The sequence below is a fragment of the Fodinibius roseus genome, assembly GCF_900129315.1.
GTDB classification, from domain to species: Bacteria; Bacteroidota; Rhodothermia; order Balneolales; family Balneolaceae; genus Fodinibius; species Fodinibius roseus.
Map to the genome: position 1 here is coordinate 78,437 of NZ_FQUS01000007.1, position 24,057 is coordinate 102,493.

Sequence of the window (24,057 nt, forward strand, 5' to 3'; positions counted from 1 at the left end):
GGTATAAAACAGTTGTTAATATCAGCAGCTTGTGTTTAATGGGGATGTAAGCTGTATTTGGCACATCTGATTTGTTTTTATACAGCTTTTATGACGCTGTCGGCGAATCCCTGCATTTCTAATACGAATAACATGATGAAAAACATGACGGAATTCGTATATTTTACTCAATTTCTATTTAAAAAGAAGATTCCCATGGGATATCATAGTCAATGGTCATTGGTATCGGTAATAGTAGCGTTCATGCTCTTTAATGCTGTGGTGAGCACGGCAGTGGGACAGCAAACCCTGCCTGATTCCCGGCAGCAGATTTCAGCGGCTGTAAGCCCCGCACCCGGGAGTATGCAGGCCGGGGCGATGGTGCTGGGATATAACGCCGATACCACCCTGTCCACGCTGAGAGAGGGAACGAATAACTTGATTTGTATTGCGGACGACCCGCGGGACTCGCAGTTCCACGTGGCCTGTTATCACAAGGATCTCGACCCCTTTATGGAACGGGGACGTGCATTGAAGGCGAAGGGGATGTCGCGGAAAGAAGTGGACCTGATTCGACGTTCCGAGATAAATTCCGGGCAACTGCCGATGCCTGAGAAGCCGATGGCCCTATATTCTTTATCGGGTCCGGCTGACGCTTTTAATTATGACGATGCCACAGCAGAAGAGGTTTCTCCCACCTACGTGGTCTATATTCCGTTTGCCACCGAAGCTTCGACCGGATTGGCTACAAAACCGGCCAGCAAAGGAGCTCCCTGGATTATGGAACCGGGTACGCCCTGGGCGCATATCATGGTCACAACGGGCGAAACCATAGATAAACAGGTTGAGACTGAAAGCCCGTAATTTGTTATTTTCATCGTTTTCAGGGGAAGGATAATTACAGAAAGTGCACATGAAGTTACCGTTTGTTTTGGCAAAGCGTTTTGTGGCCGGTGAATCGTTTGAAGCCGCCGCACCCAAAGTTAAAGCACTGAATGAAAAAGGCATCAAGGTTACGCTGGACCTGCTGGGCGAAAATGTTGAAGACCGTGGAATGGCAGACGAGATGGTAGCCAACTATATAGGTCTGCTGGAAAATATCAGCACCGTCGACAGGATGGAGAGCTCCATTTCGATAAAGCTTACCATGCTGGGACTTGATATTGATATCGATTACTGCCGGACTAATTTGTTTAAACTGCTGGATGTTGCTCGTGAACAGGACCAGTTTGTCCGGATCGACATGGAGGGGTCGGATTATACGCAGCATACCATTGACCTGTATAAAGACGCTTTCAGGGAATACGGGAAGCATGTGGGCATTGTCATCCAGGCCTACCTGCATCGAACGAAGAACGACCTCACGGAACTGGCCGGGTTGGGGGCGGATGTGCGGCTGTGCAAGGGAGCCTATAACGAGCCGGAAGATATCGCTTTGCAGGATATGAGCAAGATCCGGGAAGCATTTAAAGATTATATGAAAATATTGCTTGACAAGACCCCCTGTCCGCGTATTGCTACCCACGATGATGAGCTGATTGACTGGACCCGTAAATACACCACAGACCAAGACATCGGTCCCTCGCGCTTTGAGTTCCAGATGCTGTACGGCCTGCGGCAGGAGACGATGGAACAGCTCACCCGGGAAGGATATCAAACCCGCATATATGTACCTTTTGGCACGATGTGGCTTCCCTATTTCAAGCGCCGGCTGACGGAGCGCAAGGAAAATATTTGGTTCGTACTTTCTACCTTGTTCAAGAAGTAAAAGCAGGAGGACGGGGATGAAAAGCAGAAGGGAAAAGAGAAGCAGCGGCCGTTCGCATGATTTTCACTTCTTTCTCCGCAGCCGGTTTCACAGAGCTACACACCTTATTTTGATATGTTAATGCAAATGGACATCAAACGGCTGAGGCTGATGCTGCCTCTCCTGGCGGGGGCTGGATTACTTTTTATTCCCCTGGCGGGGGATTTTCATATCGAGTCGGCCATTCTGGCATCGCTGGCGGGTTGTTTTTGGGCCGGTCTCAGGGCATGTGGTCACAGCCGGCAGAAAAGTGACTTTTATTCGGCCCTGACCGTAGCCGGTTATCTGTATGTGGGGGGACTGCCGCTTGCGGTGAATGCGCTTGCCGGCGGCTGTTTTTCCGTCCACGGGCTGGCTTTCTGGCTTATTTATCCGCTACCCAGCGTCTTTTTCGGCTATGCTGTGGGACGATTGGCAAGAAAATGGGGGCTGTGGTACCGGCGGACCGCAACCACCGTCATTTTGTTGATCATCGGAGTCGGGGTCTTACTGGTTGAGTTTTTTAATTACCCGCAGCTGTATTTTTTTAACCACGTTTGGGGAGGCTGGGCAGGCCCTATTTACGATGAGGCGATCACGGTCAGCGGCGCTGCGTTTTTTTTCCGGTCGATGACGGGACTCTGGGCACTGCTGCTCTGGCATATTCCATCCGCCGGAAGCGATAGGCTTGCTGTGTGGATCGTCGGGATCTCCGCCGTGGGCCTGGGAGTTGGTTACACGCAGCTGGCCGAGACCGGCATTATATCTCCCCCCTCGTATATCCAGGCCGTTCTGGGGGGGAGCCTGGAAACCGAGCACTTTCAACTCTATTACGACCGGGAGTATTACAGCGATTACGAAATCCGCATGCTGGCCCGTGAGCATGAATTCTACCTGGAGCGGATTTCTGATAAGCTTAAACTGAATCCGGCTGACTTTAGTCACAAAATCGAAAGCTATCTATATGCTCATCCCTGGCAAAAGAAGCGATTGGTGGGAGCAAAGTTTACCAGCTTTGTGCCGGTGTGGTTGGCCCGGGATCAACTGCACATAGCCAAACAACAGATCACAGGAAGCCTCAAGCACGAGCTGGTGCATGTGGCCGCCAAGCAGTTCGGCAACGCGCTGCTCAATGCCAGCTGGAGCATTGGTCTGGTAGAGGGACTGGCGGTTGCGGTAGACGGGGGGTCGTCGCCCACCACGACGGTCGACCAGATGGTAGCCGCTGAAAAACCGTATCCCGGCCCCGAAGCCCTGCGGCAAGCGTTGTCCCCGTGGGGATTTTACAGCGGGCGATCCGGCGTGAACTATATGACCGGCGGTTCGTTTGTGCAGTATTTGCTGGACCGGTATCCCGCTGAACATATTAAAGAGGCCTATCGCACCGGGGATGTCGGGGACGCTTATCCGCAGGACTGGCAGCTATTGGTCGGGGGATGGCACCGTCACCTGGATTCCGTAGCAGTTGATTCGACAGACCGGCGGAATGCCCGGCAACTTTTTTCTATACCGTCCCTGTTGGAGCAGCGGTGTCCCCATGTCGTATCAGCCTTTGCTTCCGCGTGGGATAATTACCGGTACTACCGGGCCGCAGGTGATACGGCAGAAGCCCTGGTTGCGCTTGACCGGGCGCTGGTCGAATCCGATAGCCTCCCGTCCATCCAGGCGGAGTGGAGCTACCGACACCTCGAAGCCGGAGAACCTGGCGCGGTTCGCAGGGTCGCCTCGTTAAAGGATACAACACTGGACCTGCAGCTGTTGTATGCGGACGCTTTTGCCCTGATCGGTAATCGGGAGCAGGCCAGGGCCCATGTAGAACAAGCCCGAACTATTTATGCCTCCGGTCCCGATACGCTGCGAAAAGAGGCGCTGGATACCCGCACGGGTAACCGGCAGTGGCAGATCTATCGCCGGTTGACGTACGGGCGGGAGCTGCCCGATTCCGCCACCTTTGACAAAGCGTTGTACCGCACGAAAATACGAGCGGTTCGGGCCTCCGTCGAACAGGAAGAATGGGCAAGCATGATGGGTTATGCCGAACAGCTGCTTGAGCATCCGTTGCGGGACGACTTTTTTGATGATTACCTGGCATTGATTCATCATTTGTGCTTTCAGCGGGAGGATGAGGCTGCCCTGGAATGGATCCGGAAGTTAAGCCGCACCGGACTGAGGGACCGGCACCGGCAGCGATTGAACCGGGAAATCGATTGGCACTACTTTTTGAAAAACCGAGAAAATTTTGAAAAACCCTAAAGCCGGAAATGCCGCTTCGGCTATAAGTAGTCAAGACAATCTGTATTTGGTTTATTAAGATAAACTATGTAAGATAGGTCAGTGACTGGTTCAAATGAAGAGGTGAAACTTCGTTTCAACCGGCCAGGGAGATCATGCTGTTATTTACAAAATCTGCTATGCCTTTAGCTGGGATGGAGTTAGCCTTTTTAGTAAAAGTTCCGGCGATGCATGACAGGAAGAGAAATTCGCTCATTTACAATTTAATTTAATAAAGAATTAAAGCACCTGTGTGGGCAGTCGCTATGGAAGAGATCGATTTAAGGCTTTCTAAGTGCATTAAAAATAATAACTTAGCTATTATAAAGGAGTCAGCGGACAGGTTGAAAAAAAATATTGTTAATATTTAGAAAAATTAGGGAACTTATGAGCTGTATTGAGCTTTTAATTAAACGTTACAACGTCAAAATTAAATAATCGGAATCAGGCGTTGGCCTGAATTATAATTAATCTTAGGAGGTTTTATGTTAAAGAAGCTACTTTTAGCCGCAACCATGTTATGCCTATTTGTGCCTGCCTTGCACGCACAAACGGAGGATCATCCAACGTGGATGAGCATCCATCTCGGGCATAACGAATATGATGGTGATCTCGGGAATGAGATGCTTGAGTATGAGGTCGATACAGACTGGTCTGCAGGTATTGGGTTACACCAGTATTTGAGCCCGTCTTTCGATTTTGATGCCATTCTGGAATACGGATACCTGGATTATAAAAACCAGGAAGATCCGAATGATGTCAAAGCTCACAACAGCTTTGGTACGAAGTATGTAAATGCCAACCTCATGCTGCGATATAAGTTGGCAAACGGATATATTTTTAGCCAGAATGCAACCTTACAGCCATTCCTGGCTGCAGGTGTTGGTGTTACTCCCTACTTTGGTGGTAGCGACAATATCTATGAAAATCCTACTGGCCCCGTCAATGATATCGACAGCCGGATAGGATTGGGTATTCCCCTTGCCGCCGGGTTTGATATCAGCTTATCCGAGAAGACAAAGTTATTCTTAAAAGCCACCTATAACCGTACCTTCGTTGATGGATTTGACGGTCAGGCCGGCAGTGGCGCAAGTAACATCGATGGCAAAAGCCACGATGATTTCTTAGTGACTTCTGTTGGATTCAAGTTTAACATTAGTCCTGATCCCGACGCCGACGGCGACGGCATCCCCGACGATGAGGATCGCTGTCCGCAAACCCCCGGACCGGAAGAATTCGATGGCTGTCCTGACACGGATGGCGACGGTATTCCGGATATAGATGATCGTTGTCCTGAAGAGCCGGGCGAAGCTGAATTTGACGGCTGCCCTGACACCGACGGCGACGGCATCCCCGATTATGAGGATGAATGTCCTGAAGAGCCGGGCGAAGCTGAATTTAACGGCTGCCCCGACACGGATGGCGACGGTATTCCTGACAAAGATGATAATTGTCCTGAAGAGCCGGGCGAAGCTGAATTTGACGGCTGTCCTGACACCGACGGCGACGGCATCCCCGACTACGAGGATGAATGTCCTGAAGAGCCGGGTCCCGCATCCAATAACGGTTGTCCGCAAGTTGACTTCGACTTTGAAGATGTGAACTTCGGATTCGATCAGACAAATATCGAGCAGCAGTTCGAAAGCGAACTGAATCGTCTGGCCGATGAACTGATTGATAACACCGATCTCAAAGCAACCTTGAGAGGTCACGCCGACCGTATCGGACCTGCGCAGTATAACTTGCGCCTGTCTCAGCGTCGAGCCGAGTCTGTCAAGAGTTATCTTGAGGGACAAGGTGTAAGCGGTGACCGCATCTTTACCGAAGGCCTGGGTGAATCTCAGCCTCTGATTGAGAATGCGAACCGAGAAGAACGTCGACAAAACCGTCGAGTAGAAATCGAGGTAGAGCAATTGTAACGCACAAAAAGCTCAAAAACTGAAGAAAGGCCCCGCTTTAATTAGCGGGGCCTTTTTTTATTTATAGGGAGTTTTTGTAATGTGATTCTGCAAAGCTCTTTAACCCGAATTTCTTGGTGAATAATCCGGTTTAACCATATACGTATCAGCATGAGAAATACTGGTTAGGATAATCCGGGCCAAATAACAGATTAAGCTATGAGACTTTGGATTGTAACACTCTGGTTCGTAATCAGCGTCATCGGTAATCCTGCGATGGCCACTTCTCTCACAGATGATTCAACACTGGTTGTTGTCTCTTACAATATCAAAGCTGGACGAGGAATGGATGGCCAATTGAATCTTCGCCGCACGGCAGATGTGATTAACCGATTGAATCCTGATATTGTTTTTCTCCAGGAAGTTGACAGTGTGACTCATCGAACCGAAGAAGTCGATCAAATGATGAAATTGGGAGAATGGACGAATATGAAGCCTGTTTTTGGAGCGCATCGGCCGTATGATGGTGGAGCGTACGGTAATGGAATACTCACGAATATCCCCATCAAGAAGCAACAAATACACCAGTTGCCAATGACAGCAAAACCACTCACGGCTTTATCTGTTCAACTTCTTAATAAAGACTGGGAATCACCTATCTGGATTACTGGGATTCATTTGTATATGACTGCAGAACAGCGCATGGCCCAGGCAAAAAAGCTTAATAAAATTCATCAGGATTATATAGTACCTGTGATCATCGGAGGTGATTTTAATTCTACCGCAGATTCCCAAGTTATGAGATATCTGTCCGAACAATGGCAAATTCCCGCTAAGAAGGGCAATTCCGGCACGTATCCCGCCGATGACCCCGTAAAAGAAATTGACTACATCATATTTAAGCCCAACAAATATTTTAAGGTTCTCGAATCTTATGTAGCGGAAATTCCTCTTGCTTCGGACCACCGCCCCTATGTACTCAAGCTAAAGCTTAAGTAATACTTAACCGCTTATTTTGCATCTATTCGTCGTGAATAATCAATGAGCCAGTCAACTGACCAGCACAGCCAATATTTGTCGTATAAGGGGCGGTTATGTAAAGCAGTCAACGGGTGTCGGCGAGGTCTGTCCCCTTTATGCGTATTCTAAATGAATCCCAGGGCGATAACCAAGCAGCTATCATCTAATATCCGCAGGCAATAAATAAAAAGAGCCAAAAAAGCACAGTATATTCAATAAGTATATTTGTTAGGTAATCCGGGTCAAAGGGTGAGCGAAGCTTTGATCACAAATTGCAGTGCCTTGTCCAGTCCCAGCGTGTGGTAGCGGACTTCGGTATTCAGGAGGTTCCGCACGGAAAAAGTGGTTGCCAGCCGCTGATTCCAAAACCATTTTTTGGCGGTTATATCCACCTTCAGGAAGGAGGGAGTTCTCGTACGGAAGGTCCCGTATTGCAGCGGGTATTGGGGCTGGAGCGACCGATAGCGTTTGCCGTCAAGATTTTGATATTCTTTCCACTGTGATGAACTTCGATAGGCGGTCAGCAGGGAAAACGACAGATCGCTGGCGGGCTGAATGTTGAATTCATAGGTCATGCGGTTTTGCGGGGTCTGCTGCCAGTACGAGCGGTAGCGGTTCGTGCCGCTCAGCGTATACTGCATCATCACATTGAACTGGTGGCTCAGCCTGGAATTCAGTTGCTGGGAAAGTCCCAGCCGAAGGTTGAAGCGGTTTCCCTCTTCAGAGGTGAATTCGAGATCCTGTGGCTGGGTATACAGCCCCTGAAACTGCTGCTCATGAAGAGCCACCACCTGCCAGGGTATATTCAATGCATAGTGATGGAGGGCCTGCCCCTTAAAGTGAAAGGATGTTGAGGGCGCGAGTCGAATGCGGTTGGTCAATTGAATACTCCCCGCTCTATTCCTTTGGGAGCTGATGGGCGTGTCAATACCGATCCCCAGCTGTGAATAAAGCGTATAGCCGTGTCTGTACCAGTAGGTACTGCTCTGCTGCCGGTAATAGAGCAGCTCGTCGTAATCAATATCCCCCTCTACGGTCCAGCCGTCCGTAAGCTGGTGCCGGGAGCTGAGGGAGAAAGAGGCCGCGGTTTCACGGGCAGCAATATCTACATTCAAATCCGCATCAAGGGTGTGACGGGCATGGAGCCGTGCATGGAGCGATCCGAACAAGGTAGCAACGACCTGCTGACTCTCCATCTGCAACCCGCGGGTATCGCTAATCTCAAGTGAAGCGCCGGACCTGAACCGCATGTTATGTTGCCGGTAGCGGGAGGATAGCGAAAAGTGGTGGCTCAGCTGCTGCCAGTCGAAGTCATAGCCTTTGTTATTGAGCCGGTAATCCATGAACTTCCGATGGGCCAGATAGCGTCCGCTGACCTTCCAGGGACCGGATTCCCGCGCTGCCTGTACCGCCAGCTGGCGATAGCCGGTGAGCGAAGGTACTTCCCGTCCAAACGGCTGGAAAAAGACGTATTCTTCATTATTGCTCGATAATCCGCGGGCTCTGATGTTCCAGCGGTCGGACTGATAGCCGATTTCGGCAAGCCCGTTTGTTACGGTGGTTTTGACCGCATGCCAGACGTTGTCCACATACGAATAATTTCCGATGCGATGGTGATTATTCAAGTTTGTCGGCTGATGCTGCCGCAGGGAAAACTGTCCCCGGGCATACCAGCCGGAGGATCGATAGGCGAACCCGGAAAAATAATGAGGTCCCCTGCGGTCGATATTGGGGGTTACCTTTGACGAATCGTAGCTCCACGGTCCCGGATCTTCTATCTGGTTGCCGACGGTAAAGGATCCGTAGACACTTAGCCCGCTGTCCGGCCGGGGGGTATGCAGGTTGAGATACCCCGCCCGGCTTAACGTTTGGTTATATACCCGGGGTTCGGAGCTGTAGCTTATCCGGCTGATCTGCTCTATGGACGAGGGCAGCATGTTTAGATTTTGCCAGTTAAAAAAAGAGAAATCAATGGGAATGTCATCCAGGTATATCGTGGGCTGGGGACCGTAGAACCCGTACAAGCCGGTGTTTACGCGGTAGGTGAACCCGTCCGTCGTTACTGCATCCCACTCGGGGATGGTATGCAACAGGTCGTTGGGATTGATGAGTATGGAGGTGTTCAGGCTATCGCGCTTTTCGGCGGAGTATTGAGCTGTGCTCTGCCAGGGCAGGCAACAGAGAAATACCAGTATGCTGAGTAGTAATCGGATCATTGCAGAAAGTTTTTAAGCCAGGAAGGGGTGGCGAATGAACGGCTGATCCCGAAGGAGATCAGTCCCACGGACAGGGGATGATAGGTCAGGGTCCGGTTGTAGGCAAAGCCGGAGTGAATACGCCACGGGCTGTTTCCCGGGCTATATTCCAGGCGCGCAATCAGTTCATAGGCGAATTCGCTTTCATGGGGATCAAACGGGTATGCTGCCCAGCCGTTTGTCGGGGGATAGACCTTGGGGTTGTCGAAGGAGATGAAGTTGTTGCCAAAGCGCAGTCCGGGCGCCAGTGTCAGTCCCCGGTAAAGCGTAAAAGGGTACTCCCATCCGATATAAATGAAATAGGATGAAAAGTCGGCCTCCCCGTAATCCGGGTTTGCAACATTATAATCGGTATAGCGCAGGCCCGCCTCCAGGTTGCCTGCATGATAGGTTACCCGGGTGCCGAGATGCAGGCTCGGCGAGCTTTCCCAGTTGTCGGTAAACGCATTTTGCAGAACCGATACGGCGCTGTTTGCATCCACAGTGAAGCGCTCGTAGCTTCCCTCCTGCGTATAGCCCGCCCGGGCCGCAAGGAACAGGAAAAAACCGAGGATAACTACTTTTTTTATCATAATTTTTGGATGTCTGGGCCGCATTTTCGGCAAAAAAAAGTCTGAACGAGCGTGCACGGCAGATGCTGTGAAATCACTACTATTAAAATGGCATGTGAATGCTTCACAGCGAGAGACTATCTCCCTTATGTTCAGTAAGGCCGTGGGAAATGATAAAAGTTACTGTACTATCAAATCCATCTACAAATAAAATATAATTGGTTTTTGTAGTCAGGCGGCCGGCCTGTTGCCGGGGATATACTAACGATCAGGCGAACCGGTCCGTCAGCCGGTCAATCAGGTAGCCGCTCTCCTCGAGGGCCTGGTTGGCAAAGCTGCCGAAGAAATCGGTCACTGCTTCAAATTCCTTGATAAATCCTTCTTTATCGTCCTCTTTGACCATCCGGGTCAGCCGGTCGTTATGCTCGATAAAGTTAAGCAGCAGCTGCCGGCGTTCTTCATTGGCAAATACGATATCCGCATAGAGTTCGGCGCTCTGGGCAAAGATCCGCCCGGTCATCATGAGTTCTCCACGGTATATGGGACTGGAATACTCCAGGATGTCCCGGGGATCCAGGTCATAGGTTTTCATAAATGACCCGTGCAGCAGGGCTACGAAATGGCGCAGTCCCTGTACCAGGTGCATTACGTGATCGTGCTTTTGCGGGTCGGCTTCAATAACCCGCATTCCCCACAGCCGGGCTTGTTCCACCATCCATGCGGAGGCCGCTTCATCGCGTCCCACACAGGCGACCATAAGCTGCTTGGAGAGATTGTTGACGTCAGGGCCGTGCATGGGGTGGAGTCCCAGTACCGGACCGCTGTGCGCTTCTTTCATCACTTCGATGGGATCGGTCTTATTGCTCGTGAAGTCCGCAAGAACGGTACCCTTGTTTAACTTCGGGGCCAGGCGACGGATGACATCTGCCGTTACGTTGATGGGCACGGTGACAATAGCGAGGTCCAGCTTCGGGGCCATCTCCTCGAGTTCATACCAGTTGTGCTTATCGATTTTGTATACCGTGTGTCCCGATTGCTCGAAAATACGCGTATACAGCCGCCCCATCCCACCTCGGGCCCCCACAATTAACACGTGTTTGGGCTCTTCGGTGGCGCGCGGGAACTGGCTGGAGGACTGGCTGGCGCGGGAGGAGGCCATGATCATCCGCAGAAAATCTTCCGCCCAGTCGGGATCCAGTCCCCGCTCCCCGGCCATCTGTCGAAATTTGTCGGTTTTGTCGTCCTCCCGTTTGGGAGCAAAAATGGGCAGCTGGTTCCGGATCTTCTTTTCTATCACTTCATGTACGATGCTGCTGCGTTCAGAAAGCAAATCCAGCAGCTGCCGGTCAATTTCGTCAATGCGGCTGCGCTGGGGTCCTAATTTTTTTTCGTCTTTTGTCATGCTATCTTGTAATTAACCAAACTGTTTTGTGTAAAGCGAAGCCGTTAAATTAAAGTTTTACTATCAATTGCCCTAAAAAAATGTGATTTTTATAGAATGATTATGTGCCGATTTCGTTTTCTTATAAGGTACATAAAGCTGAAATCGCAGGACCCGGAGACCTCCTGCTTCCGGAAGCCCTTCCCTGCAGTCTTAACAGGAAAAATACAGTTATCAGATGTCTCAATTTGATTTACAATCTCCCTGGCCTCCGGCCGGTGATCAGCCCAATGCCATCAAAGAGCTGGTGGAAGGCGTTGAAAAAGGCGACAAGTACCAGACGCTGCTGGGCATAACCGGTTCCGGGAAGACCAGAACCATTGCCGACGTGATCGACCAGGTGGAGCGGCCCACGCTGGTGATGAGCCACAACAAGACCCTGGCCGCTCAACTGTATCGCGAGCTCAGTGATTTTTTCCCGAACAACCGGGTGGAGTTTTTCATTTCCTATTATGACTACTATCAGCCGGAGGCCTACCTCTCTTCTCAGGATAAATATATTGAAAAAGACCTGTCAATCAACGATGAGATACAGCGGCTTCGGCTGCGGGCGACCAGCTCGCTGCTGTCCGGCAAAAGGGATGTCATCATCGTTTCATCGGTGAGCTGTATTTACGGTATCGGGTCGCCCTCGGAGTATGCAAAGCTGATTATCAAGCTTCAAAGCGGGATGGAGATCCCCCGGAACAAGCTGCTCTATGACCTGGTGGACCTGCACTATACGCGCAACGACCGGGAATTCAGCAGGGGAACCTTCCGGGTGCGGGGGGATGTGGTGGACCTGTATCCCGCCTATGCCGAGGACGGACTGCGGATTTCTTTTTGGGGCGATGAAATTGAGAAGATGGAGATCGTGGATACCGATTCCGGGAATGTGCTGGAGCAGGTGGACGAGTTTCATATCTATCCCGCATCGCATTATGTGACGACCCAGGACCGGCTGGAGCAGGCGATCGACCAGATACGCGATGAGCTGCACTGGCGGGTCGGCACGCTTACGGACGAAGGCAAGCACCTGGAGGCGAAGCGGCTGGAGCAGCGCACGCTTTTTGATATCGAGATGATGCAGGAGATCGGCTATTGTTCCGGCATCGAAAACTACTCGCGATACCTGAGCAATCGAAAGCCTGGAGAGCGTCCCTATTGCCTTTTTGATTATTTTCCCGATGATTTTCTGCTGGTGGTGGATGAAAGTCACCAGACGGTCCCGCAGATATCGGCGATGTACGGCGGGGACCGGTCCCGGAAGACCGAGCTGGTAGAGCACGGTTTCCGGTTGCCGTCGGCGCTGGATAACCGTCCGCTCACCTTCGAAGAGTGGGAGAGCGTGACCAACCAGGCTATTTTTGTGAGCGCGACCCCCAGCGATTATGAGCTTGAGAAGAGCGGCGGCGTCTTTGTGGAACAGATCGTGCGTCCCACCGGACTGATGGAGCCGGAGATTGAAGTACGTCCCGTCGACAACCAGATCGACGACCTGCTGGAAGAGATCCGCAAGCGGGTGGAGGAAGGAGACCGGGTGCTCTGCATTACGCTGACGAAACGATTGAGTGAAGAGCTGAGCGAGTACCTGAAAAGTGTGGGGATCTCGGCCGCGTACATGCACAGCGAACTCAGTGCCATGGAGCGGGTGGAGGTGCTTTTTAAATTCCGGCGCGGGGACTTCGATGTGCTGGTTGGGATCAACCTGCTGCGGGAGGGGATCGATATCCCCGAACTGAGCCTGGTGGCCATCCTGGATGCCGACAAAGAAGGGTTTCTGCGGTCCGAAACCTCCCTCTTCCAGATCGTGGGACGGGCGGCCCGAAACGTCAACGGCAAGGCGATCATGTATGCCGATAACATTACCGACAGCATGCGGACCGTCATCGAGGAAACGGAGCGCCGCCGCAAGATTCAGAAGGAATACAACGAAGAACACGGGATTACCCCGAAGACCATCGAAAAAGAGCTCAAGCCGCTCGTGGATCCGGCCCTCATATCTTCCCGGAATTTCGACCTTGATGACGAGGATGAAGTATCCAAGGAGCCCCTTGAAATGGTGAAAGTAGCCGAGGAAGGCATTAAGTACAAAGCCAATCCCGCGATGAAGGAGATCACGTTCGACAACAAGGAGAAGTTCCTGGAGTACCTGCACGACTCGATGAAGACGGCCGCCCGGAATATGGAGTTTGAAGAGGCTGCCCGCATCCGGGATCAGATTGAACAGCTGAAGGGGGAGCTTTAGATTACCGTTCATTGTTATTGGTTATGACACGGCCACAAGAGGCATGAAAGTTGAATGGCAGCACTCGCACCGCCTCTGAAAAAGGGATATACGATTTTTTAATTTGCCAGCAGCCTACAGTGATGTAACCAATAACGGATAACCAATAATCAATAACCAGGAATGAGTACGCTTACCTATCTGAAAAGTTTCTTCAAAGACAAGGATGTCGCTTCCGTGACCCCCACCTCTAAGTTTTGCATCCGCCGGGTATGCCGGCCGATCGACTTAAGCCGGGATCAGACGATCGTGGAATACGGAGCGGGCGCCGGCGTTTTTGCAGACTACCTGCTGCCCAGAATGACCCCGGGCTCCCGGCTGATCCTTTTTGAAACCAACGAGCTGTTGTTTGAAAAGCTGCGGGAAATTGATGATCCCCGGGTCTCGCTGTTCGACCAAAGCGTGGAGTTTGTCACGGATCTGCTGGGGGATGAGCTGATCGGCAGGACCGATTTCATTATTTCCGGCATTCCTTTTTCCTTTTTGGATGAGCAGTCCAAAGCCTCGGTGCTTCAGCAGAGCGTAGACCTGCTGAAAGAGGGCGGAAAGTTCCTGGCCTATCAGACCTCCGGACATCTCAAAGAACCGCTCCGGAACGCATTCGGGAACCTCAAGACCAGCTGGGAGTGGCGGAACATCCCTCCGATGACCATCTATGAGGCGGAGAAGCGGTAGTGAAAAGGCAATAAGAAAAGGATAGATGTATCCCTCCTGTCAACTGTTTCCTATTTTGCATTAATCTTAATTAATTAGTGTATACAAATAATTTACATTAGTTATATTAACTATTTATGATTTTTAATAGTATTATTTTATATAAAAAATATTTTTTATTAGTTCGCGAAAAATAATTATCTATTAGGAGGTTTTTGAAAAAGCAGGAATTTCAGTCAATTTCGTAGCCCTTTGCAACGGCACTCAAATTTGAGCTATACGTACTGTTCGATATGCCAAACTATATCAACGGCTTAATCTTTAATTTCTACTATTTCATTAATAATCCGGGATAAGCGCATGCGAGGATGTTGAATATGCAAGTAGGCAGAAATTTGCCAGAAGAAAGGTTTTGCAAAGGGTATCATTAAAGCAACAGGATGGTTTATTACTGGGTTTTGACCGTTGATATGCGACCGTTAGGAACATAAAGACGACATTGAACATTGTCTGAGCAGATTTCTTTTAAAGACATTCGCAAAGGGGATGAGGAAGCCTTTGAAAAGCTTTTCCGGCAGTACTATAAGCAGTTGTACCGGTTCGTCTGGGGATATGTGGAGTCCCGTGCGGTAGCGGAAGAGCTGGTACAGGATGTTTTTTTAACCATTTGGGAAGAACGGGAGGACATAACCATTGAGCGGTCCCTGAAATCCTACCTGTTCGGTGCCGCCCGCAACAAGAGCATTGACTGGCTGCGCCACCAAAAGGTCGAAAAAGCTTGGCGGAAAGAGGAGAAAAAAAGGAAACAGGCGCAAGAGCGGCCCGGCTTGAACCGCCAGCTCCATAACCGGCAGATGCTCAGGGAGGTCAAGCGGACGATCCGGGACCTCCCGCAAAGACAGCGGGAAGTGTTCATGCTTAGCCGGTATGAGCAGATGACGTACAGGGAGATAGCGAAGACGCTGGAAATTTCAGAAAGTACGGTAGAGACCCATATGAGCCGGGCCCTGGAGTCCCTTCGCAACAAATTCATGCCCCTGCTTACCCTGGCAGGCGGCGTGTTGCTTGTCCCCCCTGTTTTTTAAAAGACCTTTGCAAAATTTCGCCATCTCATACTCAATCTTCTGCCGTTCTTTCCGGTTTTTCCATAAAGCCCGGAAGGCATGGCGGACTTGGCAACCCTACTGCTACTCCGCCGTATTTGACCGGATACCGAGGGTTTTTGTTAAATAGTTCCCCATTTGTCTCAAAAAGACCTCAAAATACGACTTAATTTGTCCGGCTCTTCCGGCGTCTCTAAGTCCGCCAGACGACTCATCTCGGTTATTCCGATTTTTTTTAAAAAAAGATGTAGGGGTAAACCTCTGCCCGCACGTCACACCTGTAGAAAGCAGGAAATACATGCTACTGCTGTTATTTGCTATCAGGAATTCAACTTTTTAATAAATGTACCCGGAGCAAGTCAAAAATTACATTTCAGGAAGCTACTCGGCCGAGGACAAGGCATTTGTCGAGCAATGGGTCAAAGAGAAGCCGGGCCGGCAAAAGAAACTCAAAGAACTCAAGGCGGTGTGGGAAAAGACCGGGTCGCTCCGGCTCCTCGAAGAGGAAGATGTTACCAGCGCATGGTATTCATTTAAGACAAAAATGGAGGAAAAATCAGCGCCAAAGTATCCTTCCGCAGCCGGCCATTCGAATTACTATAAAACGAATTACCGTACAAAAAAGGGCGTCACCTCCTGGTCCGTGCTGTTTAAGGCGGCGGCTGTGTTGCTTGTGGCGGCGGGACTTTTTTCCGTTTACCTGTCTGAATACGCTCCCACTGAAGAAGCGACGGTCTCGGAAGCGCCCGTTGAGCATACGATACGATCGGAACGGGGAGAGCGGGCCACGTTTCGGCTAAGCGACGGGACGATAGCTACGCTGAATGCGGGAAGCACGATCCGGTACAGCGAGTCCTTCGGAAAAAACACCCGTGAAATAGCATTGGAGGGCGAAGCATACTTCAGGGTCAATAATGAAGGTCAAACGGATCCCTTTGTTGTAAACACCGAAAAAGCAAGCGTCAGGGATATAGGCACGGAATTTAATGTGAGAGCCTACAACACTGAAAATACGGATATAGTCGTATCAAAAGGCCGGGTAGAAGTGTCGACTTTAAAGGATTCAGCCGCGACAGGCAACCGGGTGACTGTCACAGGCGGGGATATGGTTCGCGTGACCGGCGAAAATTCACCGCTGGTGGTACAAAAGGCAGACCTCGAATATGCGCTCGCCTGGCTCGATGAAAAACTAATGTTTAAAAAAGAACCCTTCCGGGACATTAAGAAAAGGCTTGAACGATTTTATGACGTACATATAACGGTCAAAGACAGTGTGCTGAACAGCAAGAAAATAACAGCCTCCTTTGAGGAGGAAGAATTGGAACAGGTGATACGCGTATTGGCGCTCTCACTGAATGCGGAATATGAGATAAGCGGAAGGACGGTCTTGTTAAAGAGGAAGGATCAGCAATAATATCACAAAAAAGATGTCGAAAATAAGTAAAAGCCAGAGCAGAGGATTCGTGCTATCAATCGTAATGGTTATGGGACTTACCCTTTCATTGAGCGGGCAAAATATTACGGAAGTGCTTTCAACAACCGGGATGAACCAGGGAAGCTCCTCCCAGGTTGTACAAAACCGGGTGTATACGATTGACCGGCCGGTCAGGGGCCTGGGGAATATCCTGGCATACCTGGAGAAGGAAACGGGACTTACCTTCGTCTATCGGCAGGAACTGGTCGCCCCTTATTCCGACATGAGCCTGCAGGAAGACAGCCGAAATACCCTGGAGGGATTTTTAAACGATCTGCTCGAAGGTACCCCGCTTTCGTATACGGTATCCCGGGATTACATTGTTCTGACGGATAAAAGAAGCTTGCGAGCTGCGCTGCAGGATACGGTTATAAAAGGGGAGGTAAGGGATGCCGCCAGCAATGAGACAATGCCCGGGGTCAATATAAAGGTAAAGGGGACCCCCCGGGGCGTTTCTACCGGTAAAGAGGGTAAGTATGAGCTGGTGGTGCCCACCCTGCGGGATACGCTGCTCTTTTCGTTTATCGGCTATAAAAATAAAGAAGTGCCGATCAACGGGAGAACCCTGCTGAATGTAACCCTGGAGCAGGAGACCTCCGAATTGTCTGAAGTCGTGGTAACCGGCGTTGTTAACCGGGAGGCTCAAAGTTTCACCGGCTCGCATGTCACCATCAGCAATGAGGAATTAAAGCGGGCGGGCGGCAACGACAACCTGTTCAAATCGCTTCAGAATATCGATCCCGCCTTTGTGGTATTTGAAGACCTGGCCCAAGGATCGAACCCGAACAGCCTGCCGGAAATGCAGCTGCGCGGCACGTCCACCTTTCCGGCTGAGGAGACCGGGCTGAGCTCGGAGCTCAAGGGAAACTACCTGAAGAGCCCGAACCAGCCGCTGTTCATCCTGGATGGCTTCGAGACCACCGCTGAGGACGTGTTTGACCTGGATGTGAACCGCGTGGAGAGTATCACGATCCTGAAGGACGCCTCCGCCAAGGCGTTGTACGGGTCGAAAGCAGCGAACGGGGTGGTCGTCATCGAAACCAAGCAGCTGTATGCCACCGATCCCATTATTACCTACAATGCCAATATGTTTGTAGAGGCTCCGGACCTGTCCAGCTATAACCTTACGAATGCACTGGAAAAGCTGGAAGCCGAACGCATCGACGGGGTCTATGAGGATGATGATCCCCAGGATTATATTGCCTTGCAGCAAACCTACAACGCTCGCCTGAAACGGGCGCGAGAGGGACTCAATACCGACTGGATGTCCAAACCGCTGCGCAATGCCGTAGGCCAGGATCACTCGATATCCGTTGAGCTGGGGACCGAAGACTTGAAACTTCTGGGGGGCGTATCGTTTGGTGACGACCAGGGGGTTATGAAAGGATCCTACCGCAGGAACCTGTCGGGTAATATCAAAGCCTCCTACCGGGTAGATAACTTTTTGCTCAGGAACAACCTGCAGGTGAATAAAAAAAGCACGCGGAATTCGCCCTATGGCGAGTTTGCCGAGTACTCGCGAATGAATCCCTACTGGACCGCCGAAAACCCCGACGGGAGCATTCCCTACTATGCAGAAGTAGGAGTCTATCAAAATACGAGTGGGGCGGTTTCCAGCAATGTCCGGTTTACAAACCCGCTTTACAACTCTACGCTGGATTCCAAAAACAGCTCCAGCTACCTGAATTTCAAAAACAATTTTTACCTGGAATGGCATATCCTGCCCGAGCTCAGAACAACCGCCCGGGTGAGCGTAAGTACCTGGGATAACGAAGCGGATGAGTTCTACCCGGCCGAACACACTATGTTTGAGAGGGGAGTATACCTTGACCAACCGGAGAGAAAGGGATTATACCAGCTGAACAGCGGGGAGCGCAACAGCTTGTCCGGCGACCTGAATATGACCTATACCAATGAAATCGGGAAACATTTTTATATGGGGAATGCGGGCTTCAAGATCAGCGAGGAGAACTACAGCGAGCTTATTCACACGGTGGAGGGGTTCCCCAGCGAGCGGCTCAATGACCCTATTTTCGGCCGGTCGTATGCATTGGATTCCAACCCGGATGGAGTGGAGGGGATAAACCGGGAGGTCAGCCTGCTGGGCATCGGCTCCTACATGTATGACGAGCGGTATATGGCCGACCTGACGCTGCGGAGCAGTGCTTCTTCTCAGTTCGGAGCCGACAAGCGCTGGGCCGGTTTGTGGAGTTTCGGTCTCGGCTGGAACCTGCACAACGAGTCGTTTCTGAAGGACCAGCAGGTTGTGGACCGGCTGAAGCTCCGGGGATCGGTCGGTTCCACCGGGAATCAGAATTTCAGGACGAACGAGTCGATCAGCACGTATTCCTACTACCTGCAGTCGTTTTACGATGGGTTTGTGGGATCCTATACGCAGAATATGGCGAATCCGGGTCTGCAGTGGGAGAGCAAATTCGATTACAATGCGGGGATAGACGCAGACCTCGCCAACCTGTCCCTGCGATTCGACTACTACGAAAGCTATACGGAAAATCTGGTGACCGATCTCACCATCCCGAGCTCCACCGGCTTTACAACGGTCAAGGAAAATGTCGGGCGGATCAAAAACAGCGGGATCGAGGTCAAGGCCTCCTACCTGCTGGTCTCGCGAAGCGAGGGATTTCTATCCCTGAATGTCGGCGTTGCTACCAACAAGAATGAAATCATTGACCTGTCGGAGGCCATGAGCAATCACAACGAGAGGCTCGAAGAGCAGGCTGCCAACCGGTCAAACAGTGAGCCGGTCCTTAAATATGAAGACGGGCGGTCCATGAACGATATCTGGGCTGTGCCGTCTATGGGGATCGATCCGGCTACCGGGAATGAAATCTACGTGAAGCGGGACGGAAGCACCACCTACGAGTACGATCCCGGGGATATGGTGGCGGTCGGCAACAGCGAACCGGACTACCGGGGCAATTTCGGGGTGAACGGAGAGTATAAAGGATTCGGCCTGAGCGTAATAGCCCGCTTTAAGGGAGGGGGACAGATGTATAACCAGACCCTGGTCAACAAGGTGGAGAATGTGGATATCCGCTATAACGTGGACCGGCGGGTCCTTACGGGGCGATGGAAGGAGCCCGGGGACCAGGCACAATTTAAGCGGTTGGGGCTGTATTACCAGGATGATCCTGATGGGGATAATTCCAATACAGATTTCAGAAGAAGAACGCGGCCGACGTCCCGGTTTGTCCAGGACCTGAATCAGCTGGACATCGCTGCCATAAGCCTTTACTATCATTTCAGTCCCCGGCTGCTTGAGCCTATCGGCGTGCGGAGGCTCAGGATAGGGGCCAATATGAATGATGTGGCCACTATTTCTTCGGTGAGAATCGAACGGGGCCGGCAATATCCGTTTGCCCGCCGCGTCTCCTTCTCATTGTCTGCAACGTTTTAAAAAATGGATAAGCATACCCAATAGCTATGAAGACACAACGGCAACCTATAGTAGTAGTATTTTTAACAGCTATCATGATCATGCTCACAGCCTTTTCCTGCCGGGACTGGCTCAGCGTTACCCCGAACTCCCAGATACGCGCGGATGAGCAGTTCGAATCGGAATCCGGGTTTAAAAATGCGCTGACCGGCGTGTATGTGGGAATGACCTCGACGGACTCCTACGCCAAAGACCTGAGCTGGAATATGGTGGATATCCTGAGCCGGCAATACGCCCCGTTTACCAGCGGTGCGGATTATTATGACTTGCAAGAGTACGAATACGGGACGACCTTTGCAGCCGGTAGGATTGATGCCGTCTGGCAGAAGTCCTATAACACCATTGCCGATATAAATAATATCCTGGAGTACCTTGAGGAAAACAGGGAGGTACTGGATGACTATGACCATGACATCATAAAGGGGGAGCTGCTGGGCCTGCGGGCCTTTCTGCATTTTGACCTGCTGCGCCTGTTCGGCTACGGCAACCTGGAGGAGCGCGCGGGGCTGATGAGCGAGGCGGCCGTCCCCTATGTCACCGACTACAGCAAAGAGATCCCGCCCCGGCGGAGTTATGAGGAGACCTTCCGGCTCCTGAACGAGGACCTCGAAGAGGGACTGGAGCTGTTGCAGTCGGACCCCATTTATGAGGATCCCGACCGGTCGGATGAATACGAGAATACCATAGGAGAGGAAGACTTTTACGATAACCGAAAGGTGCGCATGAATTATTATGCGCTCAGGGCCCTCCAGGCCAGGGCCCTGCTGTGGCAGGGAGGAATGGAGCATATGAACAGCGCCCGCCGGGCGGCCGAGGAGGTGATCAGTGATGGGCCGGCCGAGCTCATCGACGGACAGACCTATGACGTCGGCTCGGATCCCATTTTATCCCCGGAGGTGCTTTTTAGCCTGGATGTCAACGGCTTTGAGGATATCGTGAACCCGTTGTTGACAGCGACCGATGTCACGGATTATGATGCGCTGTATTTGAGTACGGAAACCACCAACGAACTGTACGAGACCGATAACGTGAATGTCGGTCCCCCTGATATCCGCTACAACAGCCTGCTGGACGATCAGTCGCTGGGGTATGTCAGTGTCAAACTGCTGCAGAGCGACAATACCGCTATTCCCTCCCGCAATATATTACCGCTGATCAAAATGCCGGAGATGTACTACATCGCGGCGGAATATTACCTGAACAACGGCGAGCTGCAGCCCGCTATCAATTACCTGAACAGGGTGCGGACCAGCCGGGGGATCATAGAGGAAATTCCGGACGACGCCGATGCGGAGACGGTTGAAGAGGAGCTGTACAAGGAGTACCGGAAGGAATATGTCAGTGAGGGACAACTATTCTTTTTCTACAAGCGATGGGGCGTACCCTCCATCCCGGGGCTCTCAGAGAGCGTGAATGCAGATGATGATATTTATGTGCTGCCTTATCCCGACAGCGAATCCATCTTCCGGTAACCAGGGAATATGAGAAAGAGAATATGCTATTATTTGAATTGATAATTGTCAGAACACGAAGGCTATGAAGAAAAAAGAACTTGTTATCTGCGGTGTTGTGCTGCTTGGAGCCGCGGTTTTCAGCGGATGCGAGCAGGAGGAAATCATGTCGTATGATGAGGAGTATACCGCTCTGAATTTCACGGCCGATTCGACCACCTATTCTTTTCTGGATAACCCGGAGGATGAGTATGTCCAGGAGATTACCCTGCAGGTCATGGGCGACAGTACCGGCCATGATCGTCCCATTACCCTTGAAATCATAGAGGACTCCCTGACAACCGCGGGAAGCAGTGATTATGACATGATGGAAGGGGTGGTGCCGGCGGGACAATTTACGGGGGTCCAGTCCATACGATTATATAACTCCGAAAAGCTCGACAGCAGCCGGGTGTCCCTCCATTTCAGAGTGGAAGACTCAGGAGACTTTAAACCGGGCAATGCCGAATCCGATGATTTCCTGTTGACCTGGACCAATGAGGTTGTACTCCCCGAATGGCGGTGGTATTCCTATTTCTTTTGCACCGAGCCGAGCAGCACGGCTTACCGGATTATTGTCGAGCTCACGGGGTTTACGGAATTAACCCGGAGGGACGTGTATTTTGATGTTGGGGTATCGGGGATGAGGGCGCTGGGAAGAGAGTTCGGCGACTATATCAAACAGTACAACCAAGAGCATCCCGACGATCCCCTCCGGCATGAAGACGGTCCGAGGGAGGGCGAGTTGATCGAACCCATTTATTATACCCAAAGTGAATATGATTGAGATTAAGTTATTATGAAAAGAGAAAGCATACACCTGTTATTGTTTCTGACCCTGATCAGCCTGGGAGCGGTCTTGTCCTCCTGCCGGGATGACTCCACTACCTACGCAACATCAGAAATCCCGGGGGTCGTGATCGATACGACGGGAATGCCCCAACTCCGCCTGTTGCAGTTTGAAGAGCTGGAGGTCGCACCGGAACTTCATACGGAGGGAGTAGGCGAATCCGATCTGAGCTATGAATGGCGCCTATACTATGCGCAGAATGATACGCTCTCTGAAGTGATCAGTGAGCAGCGAAACCTCGAAGGCTATGAAGTGGAGCTTACCCCGAATGAAGAGGATGACCCTTACCAGGTCCAGTACACGGTTACGGATGAAAGCAATGGACTGGAGTATATTATGGCCTGGCCGCTCTATGTGATGAACAGCCTGGGCGAGGGGCTGGTGATTGCCGAAACGGATAACGGGTCAGATACCGATCTGAGTCTTATTATGGCGCCGGAAGTGACAGAGGATTACTCCGAAGTAAACATCCAGCGAAAGGTCTACTCCACCATTAACGACGAATTGATACCCGGCCTTGTCCAGGATATGCAGCCGGTCAATATTTATGGAGATCCGGTCCTGTTAGCCATCACGGGGCAATCCGTCATGAGAATCAGCAGGCTGGACTATTCATATCACTCTATGAACGAGGAGCTTTTCCACTATGCTCCTTCCCAATTCAGCCCGCAGAAATTAGGGGGTATTTATCAGGGCACCGTCCTTGTAAATAACGGGGACCTATACGAGGAATATCTGCGTTCGAGCAGACGCTTTACCGCTCCGATTGATGCACCGTTTCCGTTTACGGTCCCCGCGCAGGTGGCACTGGACGCTGTGCTCTATGAACAAATACCGGTCACCTTTTATGACGAGGTGAACGAGCAGTTTATATACTACGAAGCGGGAGAAGAAATGAATCTTATGCCTTCCGGATCGGGGGAGACCTTCGACCCGTCGGAGGTAACCAACAAGGAGAACATGGCGGCCGGTGTGGCTGTCAACGGGGATTTCAGGCATTTGCTCAGGGACAAGGATTCGGGCAGTTTTACGCTGTATATATTTAATGATGAGGTATCCAACTACCCCGACCCGGTAACGCCCCCGCTCCCCAAAGCTATGTACGATTTCTCAGGCGCCCCGGCTATTGAGCAAGCTGAATACTTTGTATTGCCCGACAACCAGCGCGTGATGTATTATGCCACGAGCACTACCGTCTATGCTGCGCTGTACAGCACCAGCAGCCCCGTATTCGAGGAGCGCTACACCGCTCCCGCCGGGGAGGAAATCACCTCCCTGCAGCTGTACCAGCAGTCGGGCTATCCCAGCGATGATCCATTTATAGATACCAACCACCGCCAGCTGGTGATGTCCACCTACGATGGCTCAGAGGGGAAGGTGTACCTGCTGCCGATTACCAACCTGGGCGTGGGTAATATTGATGAAGGAAATATCAAAAGCTTCGGCGGTTTTGGACGCATTACGGCCATTAAGCCCCAGTAAATTATTAAATGCAAAAGAATGATTTTGAAAGCAGTCCCTTACATATAAATATAATTAACGGCTGGATTTACTTCCCGATT

16 protein-coding genes are annotated in these 24,057 nt (G+C 51.2%); 13 read left to right on the forward strand and 3 right to left on the reverse strand.

Annotation, left to right across the window (positions count from 1 at the left end):
- Nucleotides 1-195: 195 nt before the first annotated feature.
- From BUB16_RS08055 to BUB16_RS08075, 5 genes are all read left to right on the forward strand, one after another.
- The gene (locus tag BUB16_RS08055; protein WP_211483128.1) at nucleotides 196-843 is read left to right on the forward strand and encodes a hypothetical protein; all 648 of its coding nucleotides are present in this window, start codon (nucleotides 196-198) and stop codon (nucleotides 841-843) included.
- Between the two features lie 49 nt (nucleotides 844-892).
- Nucleotides 893-1,747, forward strand: coding sequence for a proline dehydrogenase family protein (locus BUB16_RS08060; RefSeq protein WP_170864327.1), 855 nt, complete (start codon nucleotides 893-895; stop codon nucleotides 1,745-1,747).
- A gap of 126 nt (nucleotides 1,748-1,873) precedes the next feature.
- Nucleotides 1,874-4,018: a tetratricopeptide repeat protein gene (locus tag BUB16_RS08065; RefSeq protein ID WP_139240236.1), complete on the forward strand. Its 2,145-nt coding sequence runs from the start codon at nucleotides 1,874-1,876 to the stop codon at nucleotides 4,016-4,018.
- Between the two features lie 503 nt (nucleotides 4,019-4,521).
- Complete coding sequence (locus tag BUB16_RS08070; RefSeq protein ID WP_084088129.1) at nucleotides 4,522-5,955, forward strand: OmpA family protein; 1,434 nt, start codon at nucleotides 4,522-4,524, stop codon at nucleotides 5,953-5,955.
- A gap of 198 nt (nucleotides 5,956-6,153) precedes the next feature.
- Nucleotides 6,154-6,933 carry an endonuclease/exonuclease/phosphatase family protein gene (locus BUB16_RS08075; protein ID WP_073062017.1) on the forward strand — a complete coding sequence of 260 codons (780 nt, stop codon included), beginning with the start codon at nucleotides 6,154-6,156 and terminating at the stop codon, nucleotides 6,931-6,933.
- A gap of 263 nt (nucleotides 6,934-7,196) precedes the next feature.
- Here BUB16_RS08075 and BUB16_RS08080 read toward each other — a convergent pair whose 3' ends face one another.
- From BUB16_RS08080 to tyrA, 3 genes are all read right to left on the reverse strand, one after another.
- Nucleotides 7,197-9,170, reverse strand: a complete 1,974-nt coding sequence (locus BUB16_RS08080; RefSeq protein WP_073062020.1) for a TonB-dependent receptor — start codon at nucleotides 9,168-9,170, stop codon at nucleotides 7,197-7,199.
- Complete coding sequence (locus BUB16_RS08085; protein ID WP_073062024.1) at nucleotides 9,167-9,781, reverse strand: hypothetical protein; 615 nt, start codon at nucleotides 9,779-9,781, stop codon at nucleotides 9,167-9,169. Before BUB16_RS08085 ends, BUB16_RS08080 begins: the two co-directional genes overlap by 4 nt.
- A 247-nt stretch (nucleotides 9,782-10,028) precedes the next feature.
- The gene (tyrA, locus tag BUB16_RS08090; protein WP_073062027.1) at nucleotides 10,029-11,162 is read right to left on the reverse strand and encodes a bifunctional chorismate mutase/prephenate dehydrogenase; all 1,134 of its coding nucleotides are present in this window, start codon (nucleotides 11,160-11,162) and stop codon (nucleotides 10,029-10,031) included.
- A 217-nt stretch (nucleotides 11,163-11,379) separates the two neighbouring features.
- Between tyrA and uvrB the strand changes: the two genes are divergently transcribed.
- The 8 genes from uvrB to BUB16_RS08135 all read left to right on the forward strand — a co-directional run bounded on the left by uvrB (nucleotide 11,380) and on the right by BUB16_RS08135 (nucleotide 23,977).
- On the forward strand, nucleotides 11,380-13,428 hold the full coding sequence (gene uvrB, locus BUB16_RS08095; protein WP_073062030.1) for an excinuclease ABC subunit UvrB: 2,049 nt from the start codon (nucleotides 11,380-11,382) through the stop codon (nucleotides 13,426-13,428).
- A gap of 162 nt (nucleotides 13,429-13,590) precedes the next feature.
- Nucleotides 13,591-14,142 (forward strand): class I SAM-dependent methyltransferase, encoded by a 552-nt coding sequence (locus BUB16_RS08100; protein WP_073062033.1) that lies wholly within the window; start codon nucleotides 13,591-13,593, stop codon nucleotides 14,140-14,142.
- 485 nt (nucleotides 14,143-14,627) lie between these two features.
- Entirely contained in the window at nucleotides 14,628-15,206 is a 579-nt protein-coding gene (locus BUB16_RS08105) for an RNA polymerase sigma-70 factor (protein WP_073062035.1), read from the forward strand.
- A gap of 361 nt (nucleotides 15,207-15,567) precedes the next feature.
- Entirely contained in the window at nucleotides 15,568-16,638 is a 1,071-nt protein-coding gene (locus BUB16_RS08115) for a FecR family protein (protein ID WP_073062042.1), read from the forward strand.
- Nucleotides 16,639-16,708: 70 nt separating this feature from the next.
- Nucleotides 16,709-20,116, forward strand: a complete 3,408-nt coding sequence (locus tag BUB16_RS08120) for a SusC/RagA family TonB-linked outer membrane protein (protein ID WP_170864328.1) — start codon at nucleotides 16,709-16,711, stop codon at nucleotides 20,114-20,116.
- A gap of 26 nt (nucleotides 20,117-20,142) precedes the next feature.
- Nucleotides 20,143-21,627, forward strand: coding sequence for a RagB/SusD family nutrient uptake outer membrane protein (locus tag BUB16_RS08125; RefSeq protein WP_073062048.1), 1,485 nt, complete (start codon nucleotides 20,143-20,145; stop codon nucleotides 21,625-21,627).
- 64 nt (nucleotides 21,628-21,691) lie between these two features.
- Nucleotides 21,692-22,432: a DUF4843 domain-containing protein gene (locus BUB16_RS08130; RefSeq protein WP_073062050.1), complete on the forward strand. Its 741-nt coding sequence runs from the start codon at nucleotides 21,692-21,694 to the stop codon at nucleotides 22,430-22,432.
- Between the two features lie 12 nt (nucleotides 22,433-22,444).
- Nucleotides 22,445-23,977 carry a PKD-like family lipoprotein gene (locus BUB16_RS08135; RefSeq protein ID WP_073062052.1) on the forward strand — a complete coding sequence of 511 codons (1,533 nt, stop codon included), beginning with the start codon at nucleotides 22,445-22,447 and terminating at the stop codon, nucleotides 23,975-23,977.
- The last annotated feature ends 80 nt before the right edge of the window (nucleotides 23,978-24,057 follow it).

Coding starts and splice junctions, on each gene's coding strand:
- BUB16_RS08055 (WP_211483128.1), top strand. CDS start 196: ATGGGATATCATAGTCAATGGTCATTGGTATCGGTAATAGTAGCGTTC.
- BUB16_RS08060 (WP_170864327.1), top strand. CDS start 893: ATGAAGTTACCGTTTGTTTTGGCAAAGCGTTTTGTGGCCGGTGAATCG.
- BUB16_RS08065 (WP_139240236.1), top strand. CDS start 1,874: ATGGACATCAAACGGCTGAGGCTGATGCTGCCTCTCCTGGCGGGGGCT.
- BUB16_RS08070 (WP_084088129.1), top strand. CDS start 4,522: ATGTTAAAGAAGCTACTTTTAGCCGCAACCATGTTATGCCTATTTGTG.
- BUB16_RS08075 (WP_073062017.1), top strand. CDS start 6,154: ATGAGACTTTGGATTGTAACACTCTGGTTCGTAATCAGCGTCATCGGT.
- BUB16_RS08080 (WP_073062020.1), bottom strand. CDS start 9,170: ATGATCCGATTACTACTCAGCATACTGGTATTTCTCTGTTGCCTGCCC.
- BUB16_RS08085 (WP_073062024.1), bottom strand. CDS start 9,781: ATGATAAAAAAAGTAGTTATCCTCGGTTTTTTCCTGTTCCTTGCGGCC.
- tyrA (WP_073062027.1), bottom strand. CDS start 11,162: ATGACAAAAGACGAAAAAAAATTAGGACCCCAGCGCAGCCGCATTGAC.
- uvrB (WP_073062030.1), top strand. CDS start 11,380: ATGTCTCAATTTGATTTACAATCTCCCTGGCCTCCGGCCGGTGATCAG.
- BUB16_RS08100 (WP_073062033.1), top strand. CDS start 13,591: ATGAGTACGCTTACCTATCTGAAAAGTTTCTTCAAAGACAAGGATGTC.
- BUB16_RS08115 (WP_073062042.1), top strand. CDS start 15,568: ATGTACCCGGAGCAAGTCAAAAATTACATTTCAGGAAGCTACTCGGCC.
- BUB16_RS08120 (WP_170864328.1), top strand. CDS start 16,709: ATGGGACTTACCCTTTCATTGAGCGGGCAAAATATTACGGAAGTGCTT.
- BUB16_RS08125 (WP_073062048.1), top strand. CDS start 20,143: ATGAAGACACAACGGCAACCTATAGTAGTAGTATTTTTAACAGCTATC.
- BUB16_RS08130 (WP_073062050.1), top strand. CDS start 21,692: ATGAAGAAAAAAGAACTTGTTATCTGCGGTGTTGTGCTGCTTGGAGCC.
- BUB16_RS08135 (WP_073062052.1), top strand. CDS start 22,445: ATGAAAAGAGAAAGCATACACCTGTTATTGTTTCTGACCCTGATCAGC.